This window comes from Mesorhizobium sp. GbtcB19 (genome assembly GCF_019091085.1).
Taxonomy (GTDB): Bacteria; Pseudomonadota; Alphaproteobacteria; order Rhizobiales; family Rhizobiaceae; genus Mesorhizobium.
Window position 1 is genome coordinate 524,435 of sequence record NZ_JAGXJY010000002.1, and the last position, 14,412, is coordinate 538,846.

7 protein-coding genes are annotated in these 14,412 nt (G+C 64.6%); 3 read left to right on the forward strand and 4 right to left on the reverse strand.

What is annotated here, in order from left to right; translation table 11 throughout:
* Positions 1-33 precede the first annotated feature (33 nt).
* Both KVT37_RS06620 and KVT37_RS06625 read right to left on the reverse strand, forming a co-directional pair.
* Positions 34-1,557: an MBL fold metallo-hydrolase gene (locus KVT37_RS06620; protein WP_217570802.1), complete on the reverse strand. Its 1,524-nt coding sequence runs from the start codon at positions 1,555-1,557 to the stop codon at positions 34-36.
* A complete protein-coding gene (locus KVT37_RS06625; protein ID WP_217570804.1) occupies positions 1,550-5,227 on the reverse strand; it encodes a S8 family serine peptidase in 3,678 nt (1,225 codons plus the stop codon). The genes KVT37_RS06620 and KVT37_RS06625 overlap by 8 nt, the downstream gene beginning before the upstream one ends.
* A gap of 604 nt (positions 5,228-5,831) precedes the next feature.
* Between KVT37_RS06625 and KVT37_RS06630 the strand changes: the two genes are divergently transcribed.
* Positions 5,832-6,515 (forward strand): Crp/Fnr family transcriptional regulator, encoded by a 684-nt coding sequence (locus KVT37_RS06630; RefSeq protein ID WP_217570806.1) that lies wholly within the window; start codon positions 5,832-5,834, stop codon positions 6,513-6,515.
* 94 nt (positions 6,516-6,609) lie between these two features.
* Here the strand turns inward: KVT37_RS06630 and KVT37_RS06635 are convergent, their stop codons facing one another.
* Both KVT37_RS06635 and KVT37_RS06640 read right to left on the reverse strand, forming a co-directional pair.
* Positions 6,610-10,917: a cytochrome P450 gene (locus KVT37_RS06635; protein WP_217570816.1), complete on the reverse strand. Its 4,308-nt coding sequence runs from the start codon at positions 10,915-10,917 to the stop codon at positions 6,610-6,612.
* A gap of 119 nt (positions 10,918-11,036) precedes the next feature.
* Entirely contained in the window at positions 11,037-12,818 is a 1,782-nt protein-coding gene (locus tag KVT37_RS06640) for an adenylate/guanylate cyclase domain-containing protein (RefSeq protein WP_217570818.1), read from the reverse strand.
* Positions 12,819-13,237: 419 nt separating this feature from the next.
* On the opposite strand from KVT37_RS06640, the gene KVT37_RS06645 reads away from it, so the two are divergent.
* Both KVT37_RS06645 and KVT37_RS06650 read left to right on the forward strand, forming a co-directional pair.
* A complete protein-coding gene (locus KVT37_RS06645; RefSeq protein ID WP_217570820.1) occupies positions 13,238-13,495 on the forward strand; it encodes a PepSY domain-containing protein in 258 nt (85 codons plus the stop codon).
* 88 nt (positions 13,496-13,583) lie between these two features.
* Entirely contained in the window at positions 13,584-14,312 is a 729-nt protein-coding gene (locus KVT37_RS06650) for a lysozyme inhibitor LprI family protein (RefSeq protein ID WP_217570822.1), read from the forward strand.
* Positions 14,313-14,412 lie beyond the last annotated feature (100 nt).

Below are 14,412 nucleotides of genomic sequence, written 5' to 3' on the forward strand. Positions count from 1 at the left end.
TCGCAATCGGCCCGATGGCGAAGTCCGCGCTTCTCAGACCAGGTCCACCTCGACCCACAGCCCGCCCGGCCCCCGGGCCGCATCGCGCGGCACGCTGCGCACCGCCTGGATCGAACCCGACGGGGCGGCGAAGGCCGGCTTCCCGTTCTTGTCGGCCAGCCATGGATCGTCGGCACGGATGACGCGGCCCTTGGTCTTCGTCTCGAGCGCCGTCAGGATACCGTCATAAGGCATCTCGCCCCAATGCACTTTCACCGCGTCGACCTTGTTGGTCGGGATGAACGCCGACAAATCGGCGCTCGTCAGCAGATCGAAACCCTGTTTCTGCGGCGTGGCGTTCTGACTGCCGTGATGGGCGACCTTGAGATAGACGGTGCGCGCCAGAAGATCGGCCGAGGTGACGGTACCCTGCCCCACCGGCCATTTCAGGTCCTTCCAGCTCAGCCAGTTGCCGATCTGGGCGTCGCCCGGAAACAGGAACACCCGGCCGCTGTCGATGAATTCGAAGGCAAGCACCAGGCTGGTGTTGTTGACGCCGCGGTCGAGCTGCAGCGCAAGGTCGGCGGCGATCCCCATCCAGTCGGCGTCGATGCGCCGCCAGGACTGGTCGCGGTCTTCCATCGCGGCCGCTGCCGACACCGGTCCCGCATAATGCTTACGCACATAGGCGCCGACATCGATGGCCGGGTCGCTGCCCTTGTCGCCGTTCAGCGCCGCGGAAAGCGGCGTGCCGACATTGCGTTCGAACGGGCTGAGCTCGTCGACATAACCGGTGTCGGCCGCCTCGTTCATCTTGAGGCCGCTCGCCAGCGCCCGCGCGAACGGGCCGCCGCTGGCCAGCGGGAACATCTCGCTCGCCTTCTCCTCCAGCCGCAGCGCCGCCTTGTCGCGCGGCGGGCCGAGCACATAGATGCGAAGGTTGGGCAGCGCGTCGATCGACACCGGCGGCCCGCCGGGCTCGAAATAGGTCGGCGACGGCTTTTGCGAAAGCTTGGCCGCCGCGTCGCGCGCCGAGCGCACCCGCTCGCCGGCGGCGCCGAACTGGAAGCCGAGCACGGATTGCAGGCCGTCACGGACACCGGCCATGTAGGAGCTCAGCCCCTGCATTCCGTCTAGCTTCTGCCCCACGCCCTGCAGCGCCGAGAGCGCCTGGCCCTTGAACTTGTCCAGTTCCGTGGCCTCAGCGTCGGCGGGATTTTCGGTCCACGCCATCCAGACATCGCCAACGACAAAATCCTTGAAAAGGTCCTTGGCGGTCAGAAAGCCGGAGACATGGTCCCAATGTTCGTGCGTGACGACGAGAATATCGATCTTGCCGCCGGTCTCCTTCTTCAGGTCGGCGACAATGTCGGCGACCAGCGCCGGGCCGCCCGTGATCGAAACATGGACGCCGCAATCGATCAGCATGCGGAACGCCTTACCATCCGGCTGCTTGAACGTAAGCAAATGGCAATCGCCGATGCCCTGGCAGTAGTGCCGCACGGTGAAGCCCGCTGCCGGCGCCGCAGCGGCGGCCGCTTTTGCCGGCCTTGTCCTCGTCGCTGGCTTCTTAGACATGGTCGTCGTCTCCGTCGCTGGCGTGCAGCAAGGCAAAGGGCTCCGACACTTCGCCGCCGAAATAGAGCGCCCTGAGCGGCGACAGATAATTCGCCGCCATCGTGCCGGCCTGCCGCTTCTGCCGGTCGGCGCTGCCGGTGTTCTTGATGATCGAGTAGCGGATCTCCTCAAAGCCCTCGCGCGGGTCGATGATGATCGTGGCGCCGCCGCGGAACCAGAAGAAGCCGTCGCCCTTGTTCATGCCTTGCGGCATCGGCGTGCCATCGAATGCGATGGGAATGCGCTGCTGGATGACGGCGATGACCTCGACGCGGAACGAGCCGTCCGGCTCGACGCGGCGCGTCGGGCGCACGCTGTAGATGTCGAAGGTCGTCTCGCCCTTCTTCGGCGCATGCATGACCGTGCCGTCCTCATTGTAGCGCGGCAGATCGGGCAGCAGGCCGAATTGCTTGTAAAGGTCCGGCCTGGAGGCGAAGGTCTTGTGCATCGCCTTCCACAGCGTGTAGCGGTTCTTGTCGTTGAGCGCGAAGATCTCGGCCCGCTTGAGTTTCTGGTTCCAGCCGAGATCGATCTTGCCGAGCAATCCCTTCAGCCAGTCCGGCGACGGATCCAGCGGCGCGCTCCAGGCGAGCGTCTCTTCCGAGATGGTGCGAACGTCGCGCGGCAACAGCTTCCATTTGCGGAACGATTCCAGGAAGGCCAGGCGGTAGTGGAGCGGGTCGTCAGGATAGGCATCGCGGTCGGCGGTGATCAGCGCGCGCAGATATTCGCCGAAGGTGATGTCGACGGCCGGGCAATAGTCGAGCGCGCGGATGCACATGGTCAGCATCTGCCTGGCGGTCTTGGCGACCTCGTCGGTCAGCCGCTCGACCAGGCTCGGATGCAAGGTTCCCGCCGGCAGGATGCCCGAGCCGCCGGTGGCAAGCTGGATCAGGTCGTCGGTCCGCCGGTCGGCGATCGCCAAGAAGGCCTGATAGACCGCGAAGACCAGGATCGAGCCGCGGTCATGGGCCTCGAAGGTCTTGTCGTAGTCGAGATCGGCCATGCCGGCACCGGCATATTCGCGCAACGGCCCGGCCCTGCCGCTGCCCTCGCCGAACTGCTTGGCGATGCCGGAAAGCAGCGATGCGGCCGACAATTCGCCCCTTGCCTTGCCGATTTCGAAGCTGACCAGCTCCTTCAGCGTAAAATGCTGGAACAGCGCGACGATATCGGCAAAGGCCTCGTGGAAGGCAGGCACGTCCGGGTTGGACGCTTCCTGGAAGCGGCGATGCAGGCCGTCGAGCAGCGCATGCGACATCTCATGCGCGACGATGTCGCTGGACAGGCACGAAAACACCGTCGTTCCGGGCGTGGTGACGTCGCCCTCGTTGCTGGTCGCCGGGAAATAGCCGAACAGCAGCGCCTTCTTTTCCGGGCTGTAATAGGCATTCTCGGCGCGCAGCGCATGCGGGTAGATACGCAGGCGCGGCACATAATGCGCCTTCACCGTCATGTCGCCGCTACGGCCGGGAGCCTCGGCGTAATGCGGCGCCCACAATGCCCGCCGGCCAAGCGCGCGCTCGAAATGGCCGATCGTGGTCATGGCGACCGCGTAGACCATCTGCTGGTGGAATTTCGGATTGCCTTCCGAAGGCGGCAGCCCGTCCTGTGCCAGAAGCACTTTGTCGTTGAGGTCGACCGGGTCGTAGACTCGGTCGGATGCGGGGTCGACATCGACCACTTCAAGATATTCGCCGATCGGGCCGGGCAGCAACGGCCGGTCGGTCGCCGGCTCGTCGTCCCACGGCACGGACAGCGTCGCCTGATAGACCGAGACCGAGTCCAGCCGTTTGGCGACCGACGGGTCGAGCGCATAGATGCGCAGGCGCCGTTGCGGCGGCGGCAGCGGCCGCGGCTTGCGCCTGATGGCCGGCGCGGGGCTGACAACCGGCGCGGGGGCGGTTGCGATGGCGCCCGGCCGCCCGAGCAAACCTTCCAGAAAGGCCTTGAGCGGCTTCGACGGATTGCCCTGGTCGAGCGCCGCTTCGAGGTAGCGGTTGCGGGCCGCGGCCGAAACATTGTCCGGATCGCCGTCCGGGTCGGCGATCGCCTGTTCTATGGCAACCGTGTGCTGCGCCATCTGCGTCAATTCCAGCGCAAACATCATCCGTTGCCGCGATATCGCGGGGGTCGGCGCCGCCAACGAATTGCCGCCGGTCAACAGGTCCAGCCAACTCCATGTGTAGGTGGCCGGTGCGAGCTTGGTCAGGCTTGCCGCCGCTGGCGGCGGGAAATCCAGCGCGTCGAGAGCACGCAGCACACCCTGCCCGATCTTCTCCTTTGTCTCGGCCGCATTCATTTTGGCCGTCGATTTCAGGGCCTTGGTGAACAACGCCTTGCGCACCGCCTCGATGCGCATCCACGGCTGAGGATAGTTCTTCACCACGTCCCAATGCTCGGCCAGCCAGAGTGCGGCGGCTGCGGCCACCTGCGGGGTCGCGGCCGACGTGCCGCTGCCGTCCATGTCGACGACCTTGCGGCAATCGATCTCGGCCCAGGGCACGTTCGGTGTAAAGGCTCCCAGCGCCGTGGCCATCTTCGAGGGCGGCCCGTAATTGCCTTGCATGGTGCCGAGACTAAGCCCGGCATAGGCTCGCCCGTCACCCATCACGCCGCAGGCGGCCAGCACCCGGTTGTAACGCGCGGGGTAGACGATGCTGCTCGGCGTCAGGGTAAAATTGTTGCCCGCCGCGGTGGCCATGACCACGCCGTGCTCATAGGCAAGGTTGACGGCGTCGACCAGCGCCTGCGAGGCGAGACCGCCCATGCTCATCGACAACACCTGCGCGCCCTGCTGGCGCGCATAGTCGATGCCTTGCACCATGGTGCCGGTGGTCAGCCGCACCACCCAGTCGGCGATGCGCACCGGCAGGATTTTCGCCAGCGGCGCGCCGCCGACGAAATCGCTGAAGCCCGGCCAGTGTGGCGACGTGCCGTCGAGCTTGTTGCCGGCAAGCAGGCTGAGCGTGCCGGTGCCATGGCCGCGGTTGCTGGTCAGCGTGCCGGCCGGAGCATGGTCGGTCGCATTGTTCGGGCCGGTTCCATCGTCGACGAAGTTACGCTGTTGCGCCTTGAGAAGCGCGGACGGAAGCGTCTGGTGGCCGGGGTCGAAACCGGTGTCGAGATGGGCGATGGTGATGTTGGCCTGCTTGGCGCCCACCCTCTCGCGAGCGGCCTTGAACTGGCTGAAGTCCGGGGAGGCGTTCCAGGCGACCTTGCCCGATACCGTCGCTTGCCCACCGCTCGGGTCCTGATCGTCGAAAGTACATGCGGGAGCCGCGCTTGCCGCCATGCCGCGATCGCCGCCGCTGTCCTTGTAGTCCCACGACTGCAGTATATCGGGCTCGATCGCGAGCACTTCGGCGCCCGCGGCCGCCAGCGCTGGGTTCTGCGCGACGACATCGTGGGCATGATCCCAGGGATTGTCCGAATCGGCGGCCTCTGCGGCCAGCCGCAGCCAGGTGGCGCCACGGTCCGCCGCCGCGGCCGGACTTCTACTGCCAGTGCCAGGCGGGAGGGAAAGAATAGGTTCGGCTTCGATCCCGCCGATCCGGGGCGACCCGCCTCGCACCGACAACCCCGCGCCGTCGCCACGAACCTTTATAAGGAGTCCCTTCGCGGTTGCCATGGCGTGTCCCTCCCCCCAAAGGGAACCGTGGCGCCGACCGTTCGCTCCAGTCAAGCCAGGGTTCCAGCCATGCTTCGACCGGTCTCTTTGCCGACTAGGCAATCATGCCAAAGTCTTTCGAAGCAAAGATCGATCGAGGCATGAGCCACACATTGCTAAAATAACAATCGCTCCGCCCGATGCGTATATCTGTGAGCACCTTCACATACGCCAGACAGGGTTTGCGCGCAGATTGTTGCAACGGCGGCATCGACGGCGTGCACTGATCTACAGTGTCCGAAGACGGCTTCCGGACTGCAATGGATGCGGTTTCTCAAGAAGGAATTTTGATCACCTAGCCATTTTCAGATTTGCTGTCTGCGCGCATGGGGCACCTCCCACCCAAGCGCGCGGACGGCGTTCTCGAAGGATCGGCCCGTGCCCGCCAGTGCGCCCGGTCTCCTTACAGTTTGCCGGCTTATCCATTTTCGGCGCGACAGGAGTGACATCGGAACGTCCGTCACCCACCCGCCGAACTCGGTCAGCCACCGTAGAAGGAGACGACACTTTGATCGAGCACGCACTTATCCTACAATTTCCGCTCAACGAGAGGCGGAATCGTATCATGGCTACAAACGGCGCGGACGACAGGAACCTGCCGCGCCTGGCGCGCATTGATCCGCGCCAGTTCGACCTGCTGTTCGGCGGCTGCAAGCTGGAGCGCTATGCCGCCGGCCAGCACCTGTTCGTCCAGGAGGATGCGTCGGACCGCATCTATGGCGTCATGAGCGGCACCGTCGAGATTTCGATCTACTCGCCGGGCGGGCAGAAGCTGGTGGCCAATATCGAGCTGTCGCGCAGCCTTGTCGGTGAGATCGGAGCGCTGGACGGGCGTCCGCGCACGGCCACCGCCATCTGCCTCACGGCATGCGAGCTGGTTTCGCTGAGCCGCACGCAACTCTTTGACCGCATCGAGAAGAACCCGCCACTCGCGCGCGCGATGATCGAACTGCTGTGCGCGCGCCTGCGCTGGGTCAGTGGCGAGCTTGGCGACCAGGCCTTTTTCGGCATCGAGGCCCGGCTGGCGAAACGGCTGGTGTTCCTGAGCGGCGTCATGGCCGACTCCGCCGGCTGGATTCCGATCTCGCAGTCGGAGCTCGGCGAATTCCTCGGCGCGACGCGCGAATCGGTCAACAAGACGCTCAACGACTGGCGCAACCGCCAGATGATCGCCATCAAGCGGGGCGGGCTGCGCATCACCAACGCCGCCGCGCTGAACCAGATCGCCGACTCTCAGGACGACGACTAGGCTCTGCGACTTCGCCGTAGCTTCCATTCGGAACAGCGCTGAAAGAACGAAGCGGTTCGCCACGAAACGGCGAACCGCTTTTTAGCGCCTCTGATCAGAGCCGTGAGATCAGGTAGCGCAGCGACGAGCGGCTCGGCATGAAGAAATAGCCGCCGCCCTTGGTGGTGACGAACTGCGGTATGTCCTTGATCACGGTCACCTTTTCCCATGACGGGATCGAAAACCGGCCGCCGCTCCTGCGCGAGCCGATCGTCGGATCCTTCTCGTCGACAAGCCCCTGGAACGAGCTCGACGAGACCCAGGTCTGCTGGATGAACTCGTACTGGCGCTCGATATCGGCGTTGAGGCACATGAAGAGCAGGCCCTTCTCGGTCCTGCCGCCCTTCTCCTTCTTCTCATAGGTGCGGCCGACGCGCAGGATGCGGTGGCGCTTGCCGATTCTGATCTGTGTTTCGCGATCCTCGCCGAGCGAATCGCGCGGGTTCGAGCGGCGGATATGTGACCCGAGCGGACAGGCATGCCCTTGCGGGTCCTCCGCGCCGAGCGCGAAATCATTGTCGGCGCCGCGACGCAGGCGGCCGTTCGGGTTGCGCACCAGCGAGCTGCCGTCCTGCCAGCGGCCGAGCATCTTTGCCGCAATCCAGCGCGGCGTGACGGCCGGGTCGCCGGTCTCGCCGGCGGCCTGCATGGCGGCCTTGCGGCAATAATCGTCGAACAATTCGACATGCTGCTCGAACTGGCGCACGACCAGGAAAGAGCCATTGCGGCCGAAATCGCGCGGCGGTGGCGGTTGCCCCGGGACCTGACGGTTACGCCGCACCTGCGACAGGATGCCGGTGCGGTCCTGCGCGGCCTGGACCGACGGGGAGGCCGGATAGAAGCCATGCTCGTCGCGATAACCGAACAGGAACTCGCCCGGCGCGACCAGATGCATCGGGGCCACGCCTCTGTTGGCGCGCGCCGTGCCTCTGACGATCGGTTGCGAGACGCCATCGACGAAGCCGAAATGCTCGTATGCGCGAAGGCGTCCCGGCTTGCCATGGCTCGCGCCGTCGTCGTTCTTCCCAGGCTCCTCGGCGGCCGCGCCATCCTTTTTCGGCTCCCGCTTGACGATCAGCGGCAACTCGGCAACCAGGAACATCCCCGCGCCCGCCGTCTGCCGCTTCACTGCGGCGACCTCGGTTTTCAGCGTGGCCGGTGCCTCGGCATAGCAGACGATGATGGCATCGACCCGCGTGTCGGGTGAGCCCCACTGCCATGTCGATGGGCCGTCGGGGCCGGTATCGTCGAGGATGCGGCTGCGCTCCGGCGTGCCCATGCCCTGGCGGAAGGCGACCGGAAACGTGTCGAGCGGATTGTCATCGACACCGCCTTCCAGTCCGAGCCGGCGCAGGCCGCAGGGGCCGAAGGCCACGGTCATGGCTCGCCCGGCGGGCACGCCGTCGCCGAAACTTGTCTTCGCGACGACGAAGTCCAGCCATGCCTTGCGCTTCGTTGCCGACAGACTGTCCGGCACCTGGATTGCAAGCATATGCCCATGACCGAGCGCGCCGAACGGCCCGAAGAAGATCGATTGGATTTCTCCGGACTCGAGCTCCTCGAGAGGGGTGGGTGTAGGCGCAGCCGGGCCGGCCGCATCCACCGGCCGCGCCTGCGGGCGCGGCAAGGAGCCGAACAGGCTCAGCCAATCGCGTGCCTCGTTGCCGGTGGCGGCCGCGATGCCGCGCCTGATCCGCGAATTGATGCGAATGCGCGTGGTGTTGAGATCCGGATAGGCGGTATACCAGAAAAGCGTCGGCACTTGCTGGCGCCGCGCCCAGCGCTTGAAGCGGTCACCGTCGCGCGCCCCGTCGAGGAACAGCCAGCGCGTGCGCGGATAACCCAGTGTGTTGCTCCAAACGCCAGTCAAGCCTTCGGATGCCTTGGCGATGAAGTCCTCCAGATAGCTTTCCCAGCTGCCACCATAGTTGGAGAAGAACACCAGCCTGTCGGTACCGGGCAAAAGCACCCATCGGGCGAAATGAATGGTGTTGATGTTGGCGAGGAAACCCGGCTTGAACACTTTCTGCGCCGCTATCGAGATCAGGTAGAAGGAAAATCTGAGCGCCAGCCGCCGCAACACGCCCGCCTTCATCGTCGAGATCGCCGTGAGATGATTTTGGGCGGCGAGATCCTCGTGGGCGAGGATCTTGTCCAGCGCCTTTGGCTCGATCGAGGTGCTCTGCGGCTGATCCTTGTCATCGAGGCGCTGCAACGCCCGCAAGCCCAGAAACGCCAGCAGCGCCGCAAAAATCAGCAATCCGGCAAAAGCCAGTACAAGCGAGGTTATGGCCACTGCAACGCCGGTAAGCGTGACGTTGCTTAGATCGACAAGCCTGCCGAACACCAGATGGTAGGTCATATACCAGGAAGCGGCCAGAATGATTGCCACCGTGGCGAAAACCGGCGGCACCAGCAGCGTCGTCGTGAAAGCGCGCTTCCAATTGCCGGGCGACCTTTCCAACAGGCTTTCAGCGGGCTCGAATGCCCAGCCGAACTGTCCGAGGCACTGGACATGCCGGCGCGCTTCGGCAAGCACGTCCGGGGCATTGCCATTGCCGACGCGCGGCTTCTCGACGATCTCGCGCACGCTGTCGGCAAGCTTGGCCTCCGCGAGGATGCGGCGTACGGAATGTCCGGGTGTGCCGGCGAAAACCAATCCGGCGGTGCTGCCGAAAGAAGGCGATATCTCGATGTTGTGCTTCTTGAGGAAGTCCTCCAGGATTCCACCATCCGGCAGACCGCACACATCCCTGAAGATCGGCCGCAGCCGGTGGCCGATCGCCTGCCCGATGGCGGCAATGACGTCATCGGCGCTGCCGTCACCGGAGATTTCGAACACCAGCGCACCGGACTCCAGACCGGATTTCTCGTCCTTGCCGGTGGCGGCCACGGCCAGGCTGGTGAAATGGATGGTGCCGACCTTGTCGAGCGCTTCGCGGATCTCCCCGGCGGGCGGATTGCCGAGGTCCGCGATCTTGCCGCGCACGACATCAAGCGGCATCGGGCGGGTGATCGGACAGACCACCGTCACCATCGACTGGTCGGTGGTGCGGCAAAGCGCGGAGCGCTCGAAATCGACCTTGAGGTTTGCCGGATAGGCGCCGACATCGGCCATCTTGCCGGCCCTGCCCCGGGCGCGGGCAAGCTTCGGCTTGCTGAACAGCGCGCGAATGCATTCGCCGATCTGGATGCGGGCGATCTCGGCGCCGATGCAAAGATGGATGCCGTGGCCGAAAACCATGTAGTCGCGATGCGGACGCGAGGTATCGAACTCGTTCGGCCGCTGCACGATCTCCGGATCGAACATGGCCGAAAGCGTCGCCGGCATCACCACCGTTCCGGCCTTCACCAGGCGCTCGCGGCGCGTGCCCTTGCCGATCACCGCGTCACGCCTGGTGTAGCGCCAGGGCCCGATCCAGATCGGCTTGAAGCGCATGGCTTCCATGATCGCCCGGTCGAGCTTACCGGTATCGCCGGCCGCGATTGCCTCATCCACGGCTTGCCGCGCATCGGTTCGCGTCAGGATCACATCCAGGCAATTGCCGCCGGCAAGCACATTGGTCGGCACGAAGCCGGCGACCATGCCGAGCATGATGGAATGAATGTCGGGCAGCGACAGCCGCCCCTGGTCCATCAGCGCGACGAGGCGCGCCAGCGGCCGATCATCCTTGCCCGCCTTTTCCCTGACGGCAGCGATCGAGCGGTCTATGACCTTGATCAGCCGGTCGCCGGCGACCACGGCAAGCTGGCGTGTCGTGGGGTTTGCCGTCGGGTCGGAAAAGAACAGCGCGCTGAGCGCGATCGACCAGTCGGCGAACTCGGTCTCATCGTCGATCTCGAGGCCGAAATAATCGCGGCAGATCCGCACCGGCACGATCTTCATCAATCCGGCAATGGCATCGAAGCCAGGGCTGGCGCGGGTCATGATCTCGCGCGAGTGGCGCTCGGCGATCGGCCTGACCGCGGCTTCGACTTCCGCCGGCGGGAATGCGCTCAGCACCGCCGATTTCATCTGCCGGTACGCGGCGCCGTCCTGCATGCCGAGGATGAAATTCGAGCCGCGGGCCAATTCGGCCATTTCCGGCCCGTAGGGCGTCTCGAACTCGTCGCCGCGCTCCAATATGTCGCGAACATCCGCGCCCTTGGTGACGAGCAGGAAGTTGCCGAAACCCACGTTCGGCTTGAAACGGCGCAGCAGCGCCAGCAGCCAGCGCGGATCACCGAGAAGAAAGCCGGCGATACGCGAGGCGATGCCGCCTTTCGATCGCAGGCGATTGATGTCGAACGGTGGCATCTCGGCGACGGGACGCTGGCTCTTTTGTGCGAGCCGGACAGCGGCGAAGTACTTCAAGGTGATCATGCGCGTTCAAGCCCCCCGGCTGTCCAGGTCAATGCAATGCCGGCATCTATCTGGCCTAGGTTTGCATCGGTCCGGCGTATGTGAATTCGTTCACAGTCACTTGTTGTCGGCCCCCGAGATCATGCGGCGGACTTGGCCCGATCGAAATTGGCGATCAGGAAATTGTTCCTGGCCGGGTCGACGAACGGTATCCAGCGTATCCTCTGCTCGGAAAAATCAGGATGCCTGGTCATGAAAATGTCGAGCTCGCGCGCCGCCTCGTCGCGCCGGCCGCTCCTCATCAGCGCGCCTATCTTCAGGAACCTGGCGTAAAAATAGCTTGGCGACAGGTTGAGCGAGCGCTCGGCGGTAGCGATCGCGGCCGGCCAGTCCTCGACGAAGCAGTAGGCCGCGGTCAGTTCCCCCAGATTGTGGAAGCGATAGAGGTCGAACGGGCTCAACCGCTCGGTATCGAGGAAGAACGGTATCGCGCCGGTCGCGTCGCCAAGCAAAAGGTGCGCGCTGCCCATGGCCGAGCGGGCAAAGGCGAAGCTCGGATTGATGTGGATCGCCTCGGCGAGGTGCTCGGCCGCCAATGCCGGCAAGCCGCGCATGATGTCGGCAGCGCCGAGATAGGCGTGCGGGCGCGCATCGAGGCTGTCCATCAAAAGCGCCTTGCGCGCCAGCGTCTCCACTTTCTCCAGATCGTCGCTATCGCCGAAACGCAGCCAGGCCCGCCAGAAGTACCACCATGCGAGCTCGTTCAGCACGGCGCTCGAATTCGGATCGTCGCGGTAGCCCTTGTCGAAGAAGTCGAGGGCGATTTCGGTATCGCGGCGCGTGCGTCTGTTCATATGCCAGCGGCCACGCCTGACCAGTTGCCAGGTCTCGAGGCTTTCCCAGGGCACCTGGAAAGTGCGCGCCTGCTCGGCGCGATCGACCTCCTTGTCGAGGATGGAAACGATCTCGCTGCCGATTTGGTCGCGCAGGCTGAAGATGTCGACGAGATCGCGGTCGAAGCGCTGCGACCAGACCAGGCGCCCGTTCGACGTGTCGGTGAGCGACGCGTTGAGACGGATCTGCCTGTCTGAGCGCGCCAACGTGCCGCTGACGATGTAGCGCGCGCCAAGCGCATTGCCGATGAGCCTCGTGCCCAGGCTGTCGTCGCGAAACTGGAAGCTGGAACCCTTGGCGATGACCGAAAGCCAGCGCGTGTTGGAAAGGCCGTAGATGATGTCCTCGGCGATACCGTCCGCCATATAGCCGACGTCGGGTTCGCTTCCGTTGCCCTGGAAGGGCAGCACCGCGATTGCCGGCGGACCCTTGGGAACCGGCCTGTAATGGCCAGGCGCGCTGGGGATGGAAGCGAAGGAAGCCGCTGTGGCAGGCCCGTTGCCGCCGCGGCCGGCGATCAGGACATGCACCGGCAGGGCGATGTTCTTCAGGCTGAACTCGCCGAGATCGGTGAACACCGCCGCGGTCTTGTCCCTCACATGGTGCCACGTCGTCGCCGAGATCGCGACGCCGTCATGCGGCGCGAATTCCTGCAGCCGGGCGGCGATGTTCACGTCGTCGCCATAGAGACGGCCTTCGCGCACAATGACGTCGCCGGTGTTGATCCCGGCGCGAAACGGCATGCGCATATCCTCGGCGACCGCCGCATTCAGCGCCACGATCCGGGCCTGGAAATCGAAGGCCGCCCGCAAGGCTTCGATCGGATTGCCGAATTCGGCCATGATGCTGTCGCCGGCGTCGCCGAACGTGCGCCCGCCAAAAGCACCGCAACTGCCGGCGATGATGTCGCGCCTCTCCTCGAAGGCGGCGACGGCCAACTCGTCATCGATGCCCATCAGTCGAGAGAATCCAACGGCGTCGATTGAAATGATTGTCGCAAGCTGACGGGTGTAATTCCGTTCAGCCATGATCGAGCCCCCAGTCCCCGCTTCCAGTCCAGAACAGGCGGCTAGCGCTCGAAAAAACACTTCGCCGACCGCCGACGACAAATCCTCGGCGGGCCCGGCGCACTGTTGCCACCCTGTTATGACCAGAATTCTATCAGGGTCTTGCCGAAAGCTCTACCACGAAGAGCTAATATAACGAACTCGCCATCCGGCGCATGGTTAGTCATTCGTTACGTCAGGAGACACATTCACATCGCGCGGTTACCATTTGAAATAACTTGGCTTTTCGTCACCAGTCAATACTGGACCTGCTCCCGCTGGCGAGGAGAGGCCGCATCGAGGCAAGCGCAGCAAAAATGCGTTATTTCGGCGCTGCGGAACCAACCCGCCTACGTGCGAGTTTCTGACGGCACTCACGCCGACGAGATTTGAGGGCTCTCATGCGCACTGTCGTTCTGGCAACCGGTATCGCTTTCCTCCTTGTCAGTGGACAAGCCTTTGCGGCAGATGACCAGCCATTGCCGCCGCAAAACGCCAAGAAACTCTCGGAGATCGTCGCCAAGGTCGAGCAGCGCACCGACTTCCGTTATGTGAAGGAAGTCGACTGGGACAGCGGCGGCTACACCGTCACCTATTACACGACCGACAAGGCCAAGGTCCAAATCACCTACGACCCTGTGACGGGGGAGCCCAAATAGGGCTGCATCCGCCTGCCCGCTTCGGCCATTCCGCCGGGCTTGCATCCGGCATAGGCTTGTTCTTCGAGAACGCCGGGCGGAGGACAACATGCGGCTTCATATCTGGACAATTGCCTTGCTTGTGGCCGTACCGATGGCGGGAATGTCCGGCCTGGCGCGTGCAGAAGGTCCGTCCTTCGATTGCCGCAAGGCGCAACTGCCCGCCGAGAAGGCGATCTGCGCCGACCCGCAAATGTCGGCCATCGATGCTTTGGTCACCAAAGCGTATGCCGGGTTCGCGCCGGCCTTCGGCGGCGACAAGCGCAAGATCGCCAGGGGACTGGTCGCCGACCGGAATGCCTGCAGGAGCGATGCGGCCTGCATCGTCAGCGCGCAGAACAATGCGCTGCAGACCTACGGCAATGCGCCGTCATGGGTGGAAGACTACAACATCGCGCTGATCGGCAAGAAGGCGCTCGACCTCGCGGCAAAGACGCCGAAGCCGGCCGACCAGCCCCTGCCCGCCTCGATCGGAACATGCGGCTTCACCCATATCAGGGCGCTGACGACCAGGCTGGGCGACGACCCGCTGGACACGGCCAGCCCGGAAGCCGGCAGCGCCGCGACATTCACCAATGGCGGTACGGCGGTCTCCTATGACCGGGAGCCGGGACTGGCGAGTTCAAGGGTTGGCGATCCGGTCGTCATGTGCCTGATCGTGATCCCGCGCGACTGCCCCAAAGACGATCTGCGCGGCAGGGTCTACTACGCCGTCGACCTCGCCGCCAAAGGTACATGGGCGCTGCCCGACTCCGAGCATCTGTGCGGCGGCGCCTGAAGGCCGTTGCGCCGCGCGCTCCGGAGTCCAACGCGAGGCCCGCCCTTGCATCCCCACAACTTTGGTGGCTGACTGCCCGTCATGATTGCGGGCACGGGGG